General features: G+C 42.9%; 10 protein-coding genes. 6 read left to right on the top strand and 4 right to left on the bottom strand.

The genetic code is table 11. The annotated features are described in order from the left end of the window. The first annotated feature begins 40 nt into the window (after window positions 1-40). The 4 genes from HUJ21_RS11905 to HUJ21_RS11890 all read left to right on the top strand — a co-directional run bounded on the left by HUJ21_RS11905 (window position 41) and on the right by HUJ21_RS11890 (window position 3,684). The gene (locus HUJ21_RS11905) at window positions 41-2,152 is read left to right on the top strand and encodes a PVC-type heme-binding CxxCH protein (RefSeq protein WP_291370041.1); all 2,112 of its coding nucleotides are present in this window, start codon (window positions 41-43) and stop codon (window positions 2,150-2,152) included. A 10-nt stretch (window positions 2,153-2,162) separates the two neighbouring features. Beyond that, entirely contained in the window at window positions 2,163-2,486 is a 324-nt protein-coding gene (locus tag HUJ21_RS11900; RefSeq protein WP_291370039.1) for a high-potential iron-sulfur protein, read from the top strand. 69 nt (window positions 2,487-2,555) lie between these two features. Beyond that, window positions 2,556-2,762: a hypothetical protein gene (locus tag HUJ21_RS11895; RefSeq protein WP_291370037.1), complete on the top strand. Its 207-nt coding sequence runs from the start codon at window positions 2,556-2,558 to the stop codon at window positions 2,760-2,762. A 100-nt stretch (window positions 2,763-2,862) separates the two neighbouring features. After that, window positions 2,863-3,684, top strand: a complete 822-nt coding sequence (locus tag HUJ21_RS11890) for a universal stress protein (RefSeq protein WP_291370035.1) — start codon at window positions 2,863-2,865, stop codon at window positions 3,682-3,684. A 72-nt stretch (window positions 3,685-3,756) separates the two neighbouring features. Here HUJ21_RS11890 and araA read toward each other — a convergent pair whose 3' ends face one another. After that, window positions 3,757-5,232, bottom strand: coding sequence for an L-arabinose isomerase (araA, locus tag HUJ21_RS11885; RefSeq protein WP_291370033.1), 1,476 nt, complete (start codon window positions 5,230-5,232; stop codon window positions 3,757-3,759). Window positions 5,233-5,463: 231 nt separating this feature from the next. Between araA and HUJ21_RS11880 the strand changes: the two genes are divergently transcribed. Next, window positions 5,464-6,048, top strand: a complete 585-nt coding sequence (locus HUJ21_RS11880; protein ID WP_291370031.1) for a peptidylprolyl isomerase — start codon at window positions 5,464-5,466, stop codon at window positions 6,046-6,048. Window positions 6,049-6,255: 207 nt separating this feature from the next. Further along, complete coding sequence (locus HUJ21_RS11875) at window positions 6,256-6,963, top strand: L-ribulose-5-phosphate 4-epimerase (protein ID WP_291370029.1); 708 nt, start codon at window positions 6,256-6,258, stop codon at window positions 6,961-6,963. A gap of 74 nt (window positions 6,964-7,037) precedes the next feature. On the opposite strand, the gene HUJ21_RS11870 is transcribed toward HUJ21_RS11875, so the two are convergent. From HUJ21_RS11870 to HUJ21_RS11860, 3 genes are all read right to left on the bottom strand, one after another. Beyond that, entirely contained in the window at window positions 7,038-10,445 is a 3,408-nt protein-coding gene (locus tag HUJ21_RS11870; RefSeq protein WP_291370027.1) for an efflux RND transporter permease subunit, read from the bottom strand. 7 nt (window positions 10,446-10,452) lie between these two features. Then, entirely contained in the window at window positions 10,453-11,583 is a 1,131-nt protein-coding gene (locus HUJ21_RS11865) for an efflux RND transporter periplasmic adaptor subunit (protein ID WP_291370025.1), read from the bottom strand. A 24-nt stretch (window positions 11,584-11,607) separates the two neighbouring features. After that, the coding region (locus HUJ21_RS11860) for a TolC family protein (RefSeq protein ID WP_366483689.1) at window positions 11,608-12,966 on the bottom strand (1,359 nt) is incomplete at its 5' end.

Genomic DNA, 12,966 nt, shown 5'->3' with positions numbered 1-12,966 from the left:
ACCAATATTGGAAATCAATCAATAACACACATTATTTGACATGAAACTTTCCGCATCCTTCATTCTCTCCATGATATTGCTTTCAGGTCTACAATCCTGTAAAGAAGACAAATATGCCGGCCCCCTGAGCCCGGAGGCCTCCATCGCTACCTTTGATATTCACGAAGCGTTCGAAGTACAACTCTTTGCCGCCGAGCCTCATATCAAGGATCCGGTGGATTTGGTATTTGATGAGCACGGAACGGCCTTCGCCGTAGAAATGCCTGACTACCCCTACAAGCCTGAAGAAGGTAAGGGAAGGGGAGTGATTAAACAATTGGTAGATGAAGACGGAGATGGGCAGATAGACTCCTCCATTGTTTTTGCAGAAGGCATAGCAGATGCCACCAGTCTGATGCCCTGGAAGGGAGGCCTGCTGGTAACAGCTGCACCCTATATCTACTACATGAAAGATCTGGATGAGGATGGAGCTGCTGACAGCAAAGAAATCATTTTTTCAGGTTTTTTTGAAAATAATTCTGAAGCCCAGATTACCAATTTGCGACTGGGTGTGGATAATTGGATCTATGCGGCCAATAACGGGCAAAGAAGTGAGGTAACCTTCCAAAACAAAACTGAAAAAAAGCCGATAAACCTTCAGGGGATGGATTTCAGATTTCGACTGGACAAGGGCCAATTTGAAAAGGAAAGCGGCACCGCACAATTTGGGCAGACCTTCGATGACTGGGGCAATAAGGTATTTACCCAAAACACTTTGCATGTGCAGCAGGCAGTTATTCCTGGAAGATACCTGGAGCGCCACGGGCATCTATCCAGCAAATCTGTAAATCAAAACATTTCCGACCATGATTTTGAAATGTTTCAAATGACTCCGCCTCCCTACTGGCGGGCAGAGAGGACACAAAGAAGGAACAAGCAATACCAGGAACAGGAATTGGACCGGGTAGAACATGCCGAGGACTATTTCACCGGAGCCTCCGGAGGTACGATTTACAATGGAGGCGCCTTTCCGGAAGAATTTTACGGAGACCTGTTTACCGGAGATGTAGCAGGAAACCTGGTACACAGAGACCAGTTGGTGCTGGATAAAAACGGACCATCCCTACTGGCCCGGCGACATGCTGAAGAAACCACAAAGGAATTCCTGGCATCCACCGATCCCTGGTTCAGGCCGGTAGGTTTTACGGTAGGTCCTGATGGGTTTCTGTACCTGGTTGATTTTTACCGGCAACATATAGAAACCCCGGTTTCGATCCCGGATGATCTAAAAGAGGAAATGGACTTCATGAATGGAGAAAACCATGGGCGAATTTATCGCCTGGTACCAAAAGGCACGGGTGTTGGAAAAAGGGAATCCCCTGATTTCTCAAAAATGGACGCGGAAGCTCTTGTTGCTCAACTGGCCCATGACAATGGCTGGAACAGAACTACCGCTCAGCGCTTGATACTGGAAAATCCCAGCGCGGAGCCGGTGCCTTTTCTATTGGCATTGGCAAAAAAGGAAAACCCAAAAGCCCAGGTTCTGGCCCTTCATTTATTGCATTCCATGGATGCTTTACCTTCAGATTTGGTAGCATCCGCATTGGAAAGCGAACATTGGGGGCTTGTTAAAAATGCTTTGGTGTTGGCAGAGGACTTTCCAGCTTTAAGGGAAGATATATCGGAAAAAATAAACCATGAAAACCCAATGATCTCCATGCAGGCTGTTTTAAGCCTGGGAAATTATGAGGACAATTCAGTCATTGAAAAAATGGCGGGTGTATTAATGGAAAAGGGATCAAATAAATGGTTTCGAACAGCAATCCTTAGCTCCAATGCTGGCTCCGGACTTCAGATCCTTGAAGAATTGAAAGAGCAGCATGATTTTTTTGAAAGTTCTGAAGGTTGGAAAAATGATTACCTTAAAGAAGTGTCACATATATTGGGTGCAAAAGGGGAAGAAGCCAATATTAAGGATTTCATCGGACTATTGTCTTCTTTGGAAGGCGAAAACATGGATCATTGGAAGCAAATAGCTTTGGATAACCTGAAAAAAGGTCTGGAGCTATCAAAGGATAACCATTCTGAAAATTTAACTGCTATTTTGAAAAAACTGGAAGCAGGGGAAAATTATGGTGAATTCCCCCTTCAGGAATTAATGACCGCACTTTAAAAACCAACCCATGGAAAGAAGGAATTTTGTAAAGTATTTACTCGGATCGTCAACCCTGATTTTATCCTATTGTGCCAGCCCAAAAAAAGAATACCAACTCGAACAGGTTACTGATTGTGCAGACCTGACAGGCTTAAGCGAGGATGAACTGGAAAAAAGAAAAAGCCTGGGATATGAAGAAGAAACGCCGGTTTCTGACAATCGTTGTGACAATTGTCAGCTCTACCTACCCCCTACGGAAAAAAGAAAATGTGGTGGATGCCAACTCTTTAAGGGTCCTGTAAAAGCCGGAGCATATTGTACCTATTGGGCTCCGAGGGTGGACAATGCCTGATATACAATCTAATTTTTTAATCGAACAAATACCTGTTCCTGATTGTTTTATCAGGAAAAGAACCAAATTATGGACAACCCATTGGTACCAGTTAGCCTGGTAACAGGCTTTCTATTGATTTACGTTGTTGCTGTAGCAGTAAACCTGAATACCGCACTGATATTGTTGCTATTTTCCATTTCTCCGGTATTAATGATATGGATGGTGGTGAAAGTATTGAAAGCTGCCTTGGAGTCTACCCATACCTTTGATGAAAAATGGTATGAGGATCAATAGTAGCCTTCAAAAAACTTTGATTTGATGCAGTTAACTAGTTTTATGAAAGATATTCTTTAACTTTAATTTTTACAGTTTACTTTCAAATGCACCTCATACCATGAAAAAATTAATTGTACTTATTGATTTTTCACCCTATACGCCAACAATAATTAAGGTGGCTTATGAGTGGCAAAATTCGTACGGTGTTTCCCTCCAATTCATTAACCAAATCCCCGGTTTGGTGCCCACTCTGGCCAATTCTCCAGGCAAGGAACAAGTGATAGCTTTCGAAAAACAAGAAGCGGACAAGAAGTTTTCGGAAGAATTGAAAAAATTAGCCCTGCCACGTGAAAAAGCTGAATTTTTGGCAATTGACAGTTCGATCATCCATTTTTTAGCTAATGAAACAAGTTCAGATGACATACTTTTGTTGGGATTAAAAGGAACTGGTTTCCTTAAAAAATTTTTAATTGGCAGTACGGCTACAAATATTATCAATCACCTCAACAGGCTTATTATTGCTTTACCAAAATCCATTGAGCAGGCTCTTCCAAAGAGACTTGCCTTGGCCAGTCACGTTAATTTTCCTTTTAATGAACCGGCACTTAACCATCTTCTTAACACAATTGGAAACTCAATAGGTGAAATAGAGCTACTTACCATCCTTTCAGAAACAGATGACAAAACTGAAAGCGAGGTATATTTGAATGCGCTTAAAGATAAATTAGATGATAAGTACCAATGTTTGGTGAAAATTTATGAGGGTACAGATGCTTTTAAAGTCATCAAAAACAGATACAGTGAGTATCCGGACGATTATCTTGTCCTTCAAAAAGGTTCCAGAACACTAAACGACAAACTATTCAGAAATTTTTTTATCAACGATTTGGTACACGAGGGCGCTACTCCTTTGATTATTCTCCCTTGTAAAGATGACTAAAGCCACCAGAAATGGGATTCATTTTCTTGTAACTAATTAAACCATGGGTAAGGCAGGGTCTGTTTCTACCCTTTATAACCGTTTGAGAAGGGCTTTGAATTCTCTTATCCGGGTATCGCCATCAATCAACACACATTCCAAACGGGCCATTTCCGCAAAATCTTCCAAAACTTCAGTTGGCAAGTTCTGACTGAAACAGGTATGGTGAGCACCTCCTGCCAGAATCCAGGCGGTAGCGGCGGTTTTAAAGTCTGGCTTAGGCCTCCACATACTGCGAGCCACCGGTAATTCAGGGAGATCCCTTGGGGGCATGATAGCTTCCACCTCATTGAGCACCAATCTGAATTTCGTCCCTAAATCTATCAGGGAAGCATTAAGTGCATTTCCTCCCCCTGCGTTAAACACCAGTCTTACCGGGTCATCCTTACCCCCGATATCCAATGGGTGTATTTCACATCGTATCGGCCCGGCTGCAAGGCTTTCATCCACTTCCAGCATATGGGCCCCCAGTACAAGTCCTCCCTGCTCCTCAAAATCATAAGTATAATCCTCCATAAAGGCATTGCCTCCAGGCAATCCTGTACCCATTACCTTCATGGCCCTTACCAGAGCCATGGTCTTCCAATCTCCTTCTCCAGCGTACCCATATCCCTGAGCCATTAGCCGCTGAACAGCAATGCCAGGCAACTGCTTCATGCCATGCAAATCCTCAAAGGTATTGGTAAAACCTTTGAAGGATCCCTGTTCCAGAAACTGCTTCAATCCCAACTCTATTCTTGCAGCATCTCTCAGGGATTCCCTCCTGCTCCCCTGCTTGTTCATTTGTTCATCTACCAGGTACTGCTGCTCGTAGGTTTCAATCAAACGATCGACAGCTGCAGAAGATATTTCCGCTATCTGGGCCACCAAATCCCCTACCCCATGGGTATTGACAGAGAAACCAAATTGCATTTCTGCGGACACTTTATTTCCTTCAGTGACAGCCACCTGCCGCATATTATCTCCAAACCGCACAAATTGAGCGCCTTGCCAATCGTGCCAGCCACAAGCCGCCCGACACCAATTATCGATTTCCACCTGCACCTGTAGCTCTTTCCAATGTCCTACCACTACTTTTCTGGGAATTTCCATCCGGGTACAGATAAATCCAAACTCCCGATCCCCATGAGCACTTTGGTTTAGGTTCATGAAATCCATGTCGATGGCATCCCAAGGTAAGTTTCGGTTATATTGGGTATGTAAATGTAAAAGGGGTTTTTGCAAAACCTTTAATCCACTGATCCACATCTTGGCAGGCGAAAAAGTGTGCATCCAGGTAATGACCCCTATGCAATTACCCTTCCCATTGGCTTGGGCAAGTACTTCGTAAATAGCTACTGCCGTGGTAACAATGGGTTTATAAACAATTTTGACAGCTATTTTTTCTGAAGCATCCAAAGCTGCTGCAATTTCTTTGGCATGCAATGCTACGGTATTCAGGGTCTCTTCACCATACAAATGCTGGCTGCCAGTTATGAACCACACTTCGTACTCAGGTAAACTTTTCATGTCATTTTTTATTAATTGTCATAATTACACCTTAATTTCGGAAATAAAAAAATAAGGATAAAGAAAATTCGTTAGCCTGAAAAAAAGTGTTTTCCAAATTTATATTTTCTTTTTGATGCTCAATTCCTTAAACCCATACCCTGCCTCCAAAAGAAATATATTTCCAGGCTGTCCTTTTTTTGGATATTGGGTAAAATTTTTTGTTATTCACTCAGTCTATCTGCTTTCAAAATGAATAAACTCGCCTGTTTAACGCTTATACTCTATTTCACCTTTTCTATTGTCAACGCCCAAACAGAGAAACGCTGCAAGATTTCAACGGCTTTTGGCTCCATAATTATTGAACTTTATCCGGAAAAAGCTCCCGGAACAGTAGCAAATTTTCTGAAGTATGTATCGAGCGGCGCCTATGAAAATTCCAGTTTTTTTAGGGTATGTACTCCTGAAAATGAATCTCAAAGGGACATTAAAATCCAGGTGATACAAGGGGGAAACGTTACTGAGGAACAACTATTACCTCCAATACCCATTGAAACCACCAGGACAACAGGGATACTGCATGAACATGGAACCATTTCCATGGCAAGGCTTGGGCCCGATTCAGCTCAAAGCAGCTTTTTTATTTGCCTGGGAGACCAACCGGAACTTGACTACGGTGGCAAGCGAAATCCGGACGGTCAAGGATTTGCTGCCTTTGGTAAGGTAGTTGAAGGAATGGATGTGGTGAAACAAATACAGGGATTGGAGAACAAAGAACAATACCTATTGGAGCCAGTCATTATCCAGGAGGTCAGGTTATTAAAGCAAATCCATTAACGAATGTGTTCTCAGGTTAAATACAGCATTTATGCCTTTCTGTTGATATTTTCCATGGCTATGATGCATAGGATGAGGGAAGGCCAAAACTATTGATCAGAACCATCGGCTGGTCAGCAGAGGGATGGCCAGAAGTTGATCTTTGAAATTTAAGATTAAGTTAAACGTACAGGGCTGACCCTGATTGAATAAAAAAAAACCAAGCTTATGACAAGTAATTTTAAAGAATTGAAAAGGGAATGCTATGAGGCCAATATGGAACTGCCCCAACTTGGTTTAGTAGTTTATACTTTTGGCAATGTTAGTGCAGTTGACAGGGACAGGGCTGTTTTTGCGATTAAGCCCAGTGGATTGCCCTATGGTAATTTGAAGGCTGAGGATATTGTGATTGTAGATTATGATAATCGGGTGGTAGAAGGCAAAATGAGACCCTCTTCCGATACCAAAACCCATGCTTTTTTATATAAAAATTGGGTGAAAATCGGTGGAATTTGTCACACCCATTCCACCTTTGCGGTATCCTGGGCCCAGGCTCAAATGGATATTCCCATATTTGGCACCACACATGCCGACCACAACACCAAAGATATACCTTGTGCCCCGCCCATGGCTGATGAACTTATTGCTGGGGATTACGAACACATGACCGGCCAGCAGATATTGGATTGTTTTTCCAAAAAGAACCTGTCTTACGAAGAGGTGGAAATGGTATTGATAGGAAATCATGGCCCCTTTACCTGGGGAAAGGACCCTTCCAAAGCCGTATACAACAGCAGGGTTTTAGAGGAAATTGCCCACATGGCCTATCTGACCCTGCAAATCAATCCCAAAGCGCCAAGGCTCAAGCCTGCATTGATTCAAAAACATTATGAAAGAAAGCATGGAAAAGGAGCTTATTATGGTCAGGAAAATTGAAAACTAAAAACCTCCGGGGCAGTGCCCCGGAGGTTTTAACACTTAAAAAACCACCAACCTTTAATTAAATCTAATTAATTGCTCTTGCGAGCAATAGAATTTAATTTGTCTGCCAATAAATACATTACCGGCACTATTACTAACGTCAAAAAGGTCGCAAAGGTTAACCCAAATATCACAGTCCATGCCATTGGCCCCCAGAAGTCTGCGTTGTCTCCTCCAATGTAAAATTTCGGATCAAAAGAAGACAACAGACCATAAAAATCGATATTCATCCCAAGGGCCAACGGAATCAGCCCCAGAACGGTAGTGATAGCCGTCAGTAGTACCGGCCTCAACCTGACTTTACCTCCCTGAATGATGCTGTCCAGGAGATCCTCCTTCGATAAAAATCCATCTTCCGGGATATCAAGTTCCTCCCTTTTTCTCATCCTTACCAAATTCGTATAATCAATAAGTACAATGGCGTTGTTTACCACCACCCCCGCCAGTGAGATGATGCCAATCCCTGTCATGATGATTACAAAATCCATATTGAATGCCAGCAAACCCAAAAAGACCCCTATGGTACTGAACACCACAGAAGCCATGATGATGAATGGGGTGGTCACCGAATTGAATTGGGCCACAATAATCAGGAAAATCAAGGATATGGAAATAAGCAATGCCCTGGTAAGGAATTCAGCAGATTTTGCCTGCTCCTCCTGCTCCCCGGTAAAACTCAAATCGATACCTTCCGGCACCTCAATATCCTGCATCAATTCCTTGATCTCATTATTTATTTCTGTGGCATTATATCCATCATTGACATTGGAAAATAAGGTAATCACCCTCTCCAGGTCTTTCCTTTTTACTGATCCATAAGTGGAACTGTATTCCAGACTGGCTACCGAAGAAATTGGAATTTCCTTTAGGTTACCAAATTTATCCCTGAAACTAATTTTCTTGTTCAATAAAGCGCCGATTTCATACCGGTACTCTTCTGACAACCGCAATTGAATTGGGTAATCATCTTCACCTTCTTTAAATTTGGAAACTTCCAATCCAAACAAAGCAGTCCTGAGTTCATTGGCGATGGTGGAAGTAGACAAGCCAAATCTCCTTGCCTTTTCCCGGTCTATATCAATAATAAGTTCAGGGTTTCCCAGCTCCAGATCAGATTTTAATTCTTCTATGCCCTGAATGCCGGATTCGTTGATTTGTTCCCGCACCTGACCTACAAAAGTGATCAATTGATCAAAGTTCTCGCCACTGATTTCAATATTGATTGGTTTTCCTACAGGCGGGCCATTTCTTTGCTTATCTACCGTTACCAGTACTCCAGGATACCCTTCTGCCAGGTTCCGGATTTTCTCCATTACCTCATTGGTATTTACCCCATCCCTAAACTGATACTCCACAAATCCGATGGTAATTTTCGCCTTATGTGGGGTCTTTGCCTGGCTGGGACCCTCCAGCGGATCCCCCGTTCCTTCCCCGACTTGAGAAATGACAGACTCTATGATGTCATCATAGGGTTCCAAAAGTTCAAATAAATCGTCCTCCAATTGGTGGACAAAATCATTGGTAGCCTCAATATCCGTACCTATGGGCTTTTCCATATATATACTCACCAGTGCAGGCTGATTGTCAGGAAAAAAGAGGATCTTGGGTGCTCTTATAAATAATAAGACCAGGGATACTACCAGCAACAATACCGTTCCTCCAAAAAACAAATAGGGTTTAGATCCCTTCAAGGCAAAGTGAAGGGTATTCTCATACATGTTTTCCAGCTTGACCAAAAATACATTTTGAAACCAGCGAATAGCTTTTCTTAAGGCAAAAACATTGAAAATCGTCAAAAGGGCCCCCAGAAACAACAGGTTGCCCAAAGCAATCCAACTGGCAAAGTAACACAGGATTGCCATTGAGGTCAATACCGCAGCCACGATCATGGGTTTTTGAACCGGTTTCCTTTTGTCCACATCCTGAATCTTCATGTACAAAGCCGTGAGTACCGGATTAATGACAAGTGCAACAAAAAGGGAAGAGGACAAAACAATAATCAGGGTAATGGGCAGGTATTTCATAAACTCCCCGATAATATCATCCCAAAAAGCCAAAGGAAGAAATGCAGCCAGTGTTGTGGCCGTTGAGGTAATGATGGGCCAAGCAACCTCTCCCACACCTTCTTTGGCGGCACGTACGGCAGATTTCCCTTCCTGCATTAGTCTGTAAATGTTTTCTACTACCACAATCCCGTTATCCACCAACATGCCCAATGCCAGAATCAGAGAAAACAAGACCATCAAATTCAAGGTGACACCCAGAGAATTGAGTACCAAAAAGGAAATAAACATGGACAAGGGAATGGCAATACCCACAAACAGGGCATTCCTGAAGCCCAGAAAAAACATCAGCACCAGCACTACCAGGATCACACCTGAGACAATACTGTTTTCCAAATTGTCTACCTGTGAACGGGTTGCTTTAGACTGGTCATTGGTGATGGTGACCTCCAGATCTTCGGGAAACCGATTGATTTTTACATCTTCTATCAGTTCTTTGATTTTGTCCGAAGCGTCCAGGAGATTTTCCCCGCTTCTTTTGACCACATTGATGGTGACCACAGGAAGATTATTGCTTCTGGCATAACTTTCCCGCTCTTTATAAGTATCGCTCACGGAAGCCACATCCTTGAGGTAGACGATTTTATTATTTTCCGTCTTTATGATAACATCTTCCAATTGCATGGGGTCCGTAAATTCACCCGCAATCCGCAAGGTCCTGCGGTAATCACCCGAAAGGATATTGCCTCCGGAAATGGTAACATTTTCATCAGCCACCGCACTGGAAATATCCGAAAAAGTAACCCCATTGGCTTCCATTTTATACAAATCGGCATTGATCTGTATTTCCCGCTCTATAGTTCCGCCCAGGTCTGCACTGGAGATTTCTGACAGTTTTTCAATCTCATCCTCCAGGTACTCCCCGTATTTTTTCAGTTCCTGTTCAGTATAGTTTCCTGAAATATTTACGTTCATGATCGGGAATTCCGAGGTATTGATTTCCAATACATCAGGATCTCTGTCCAGGTCCGTGGGCAGCTCACTTTTGGCTTTATCCACCGCATCTTTAACATCCTGTAAAGCCTTGGATATATCCACATTGGGATTGAACTCCACCACAATAGAGGAAAAATCCTGAATGGAAGTAGAACTCACATCTTTCAGGTTGTTGATGGATTTAAGTTCCTTTTCTATGGGCCTGGTGATCAGGTTTTCCATATCCACCGGAGAATTACCAGGATATGCCGTACCTACATAGACGGTAGGAATGACAATTTCCGGAAAACTTTCCTTGGGCATGGTCCGGTAGGCAAACATGCCCAGGAATGAAATGATTAAGGTAAGGATCACCACACTGGTCCTGTTGTCTACTGAAAGTGTGGAAATACCAAACTCCCTGATCAGGCCTTTTTTTGATTTGCTATCTGTATCCATAAATGCCTTATGATGCGATGTTTACATTAAAATTATCCCCAACTTCTCTGAATCCCTTGTCTACCAATGTTTCTGTACCATCCAGGCCTTCCAGGATTTCTGTCTCACCCTTATAAGTCATGCCCCTTTCCACATATTTTTTTCTGGCCATGCCCTCTTCCACCACAAAGACATAACTGCCTTTATTGTCCTGAAGAATCAAATAGGTAGGCACAATCACTGCCTCGGGGTTTTCATAATCCTGTATATTCAATACCGAAAGCATATTGGGTTTTACGAGCTCCATTTTGGGTAAAAACACCTCTACTTTGAAAGTTCGGTTGTCGGGATTAATGACGCTGCCGATGGCCGTCACTTTGGTCTTGAGGGATTTGTTGATGGATGGAAAGCGAATACTTACTGAGTCGCCCCGCTCAAGGATACCAATATACCTTTCGGAAATATCACCTTCTATAAAAAGGTCGTCCTCACCGATCAGGTTGACGATGGGGGAACCTGGTTGCACCAACTCCCCTACCCTAATCAGCAACTCCTCCACTGTACCGTTAAATGGTGCCCTCACCGTTGTCCTGTCTTTTTGCAATTCGAGTGAAGCCAGGTTTTTTTCCAGCGTTTCCATTCGGTTTTTTGCCTCCAGGTATTGCATTTCAGTACCAATTTGCTGGTTCCAAAGTCGCTCCTGCTTTTCAAAAACTGTCTTTGCCAAATCCAACTGGGTTTGAATTTCAGCTATGCTTCTCTCTACAGATTCGGCATCAATAGTGGCAATTACTTGTCCTTTTTTCACAGACATTCCTTCCCGGGTTACTATTTCCTCAATTCTCCCGGAAAGCTCTGCACTGATATTGACATTCTTTTTAGACAACACTGAACCGGTAACTTCAACATAATGCTCAAAATTTCCCCGCTCTGGCTGTGCTGTGGTAATTAAAACAGATTTACGTTGATTTCTCCTGAATTCGGGATCCAGCCGGGAGATTTCTTCTTCCAGCTCCTGAATAGAGACTTTTAGTGCAGCAGCTTCTGATTTGTATGCTTCCAGTTGGTCCTTTTTTTCGGCCAGCTCATCCTTTGGTTCAGAGCAGGCAATTACCCCAATCAGCAGGGCTAGTGTTAAAAACTTGATGGTATTTTTCATAAAATATTACGGTATCCTTTTTGATTATTTTAAAATTCCCAATGCTTTTTCCAAATCCACTTTTGCGATGAAGGCATCATACAAAGCAGAGAAATAATTGGTTTCTGCCTCCTTAAGGGCTGAATCCGCCTCTACTACTTCGAGGTTAGAACCAACTCCCTCCTGATATTTTATTTTAGCCATATCAAATACCTCCAGGGCCAAATCCCGGTTTTCCCTTTGAACATCCAGTGCCTTAAGGCTATTGATCAGGTTTTGACGAGATTGAAATTTTTCTATTACAATATTTTGAAGCACAGACTCCTTCTGCACCTCAAGTTGCCTGAGCTGTACCCTGTTTTGCTGAATTTTATACCTTTTTGTAAATCCATCAAAAATGGGAATCTGCAGCGTTACACCTACCACTGAGCCTGTAAACCAATCTCCGGACCACAGGTTTGAAAAGTTGCCCCCAAAGGCATTACGCTGGAAGGTATAATTGGCATCCAGACGGGGCATGTATTGAATCTGATTGTTTTTAAGATCCAGCGTTGCTAAGTCATAATTGGTATTTACCTGATCAATTTCCACTCTCTGCTCCCCGTCTTCCAACAGCAACCTTTCTGCATCCAACAGGGTCTCAAGGCCCGTAATCGTGTCCACAAGGGTGATTTCCTGACTTTGTGGCATTCCCATCTGAAATTTCAACAGCCGCATGCTTACCAAAGTCGCCGTTTTCGCCTTGTCTAGTTCAGTTTGAATATTGTTGTGCTGCACCTGAATCCGGCTGACATCAATCTTTTCTGCAAAACCTTCATCATAGAGTATTTTTGTCTCTTTAAGAAGGGTATCAATACGGCTCAAATTGGCCCTTATCAGTTCTTCCCTTTCCCCGCTGACTAAAACCGAATAATACGCTTTCTTAACATTCTCAATAACTTCGAGTTCGGTTAACTTTCGGTCCACTTCAGCCAGTTGACGATACGTTTTAGCTGCCTTCAGTCCGATAAAATAAGAACCGTTGAAAATCATTTGGGAAACGGTGCCTGTCAAACCGGCCGTAAACTCGGGAGAAAATTGAATGCCAATAAACTCACCTTCAGCTGCTTCCGGATCAAAAATCCTAGCCGGAAAGGGAGAAACAGGTACCATCAGGTTATTGGTTGCATTGAGGTTGGCATTAATTTGCGGCAGCCCTTCAGCGGTTCGCTCTCCTACCAATCCCCTGGCAGCTTCAATTTCAAGCCTGGCGTTTCTGGCCTCTGCATTATTCTCAAGGGCATACGACACACTTTCCTCCAGGGTAAAGGGAGTTTCCTGGGCCCTTGCTTCTGTAATCCAATAACCATTAAGGCAAATGATCAGTGATAAAATTTCAAATTTTAAATTACTAAAATTAAGATT

Source organism: Cyclobacterium sp. (assembly GCF_014762705.1).
Classification (GTDB): Bacteria; Bacteroidota; Bacteroidia; order Cytophagales; family Cyclobacteriaceae; genus Cyclobacterium.
This window is presented reverse-complemented; position numbering and strand designations above follow the sequence as displayed.

Excerpts from the sequence above, each read along its gene's own strand:
- HUJ21_RS11905 (WP_291370041.1), top strand. The coding sequence starts at position 41 with ATGAAACTTTCCGCATCCTTCATTCTCTCCATGATATTGCTTTCAGGT.
- HUJ21_RS11900 (WP_291370039.1), top strand. The coding sequence starts at position 2,163 with ATGGAAAGAAGGAATTTTGTAAAGTATTTACTCGGATCGTCAACCCTG.
- HUJ21_RS11895 (WP_291370037.1), top strand. The coding sequence starts at position 2,556 with ATGGACAACCCATTGGTACCAGTTAGCCTGGTAACAGGCTTTCTATTG.
- HUJ21_RS11890 (WP_291370035.1), top strand. The coding sequence starts at position 2,863 with ATGAAAAAATTAATTGTACTTATTGATTTTTCACCCTATACGCCAACA.
- araA (WP_291370033.1), bottom strand. The coding sequence starts at position 5,232 with ATGAAAAGTTTACCTGAGTACGAAGTGTGGTTCATAACTGGCAGCCAG.
- HUJ21_RS11880 (WP_291370031.1), top strand. The coding sequence starts at position 5,464 with ATGAATAAACTCGCCTGTTTAACGCTTATACTCTATTTCACCTTTTCT.
- HUJ21_RS11875 (WP_291370029.1), top strand. The coding sequence starts at position 6,256 with ATGACAAGTAATTTTAAAGAATTGAAAAGGGAATGCTATGAGGCCAAT.
- HUJ21_RS11870 (WP_291370027.1), bottom strand. The coding sequence starts at position 10,445 with ATGGATACAGATAGCAAATCAAAAAAAGGCCTGATCAGGGAGTTTGGT.
- HUJ21_RS11865 (WP_291370025.1), bottom strand. The coding sequence starts at position 11,583 with ATGAAAAATACCATCAAGTTTTTAACACTAGCCCTGCTGATTGGGGTA.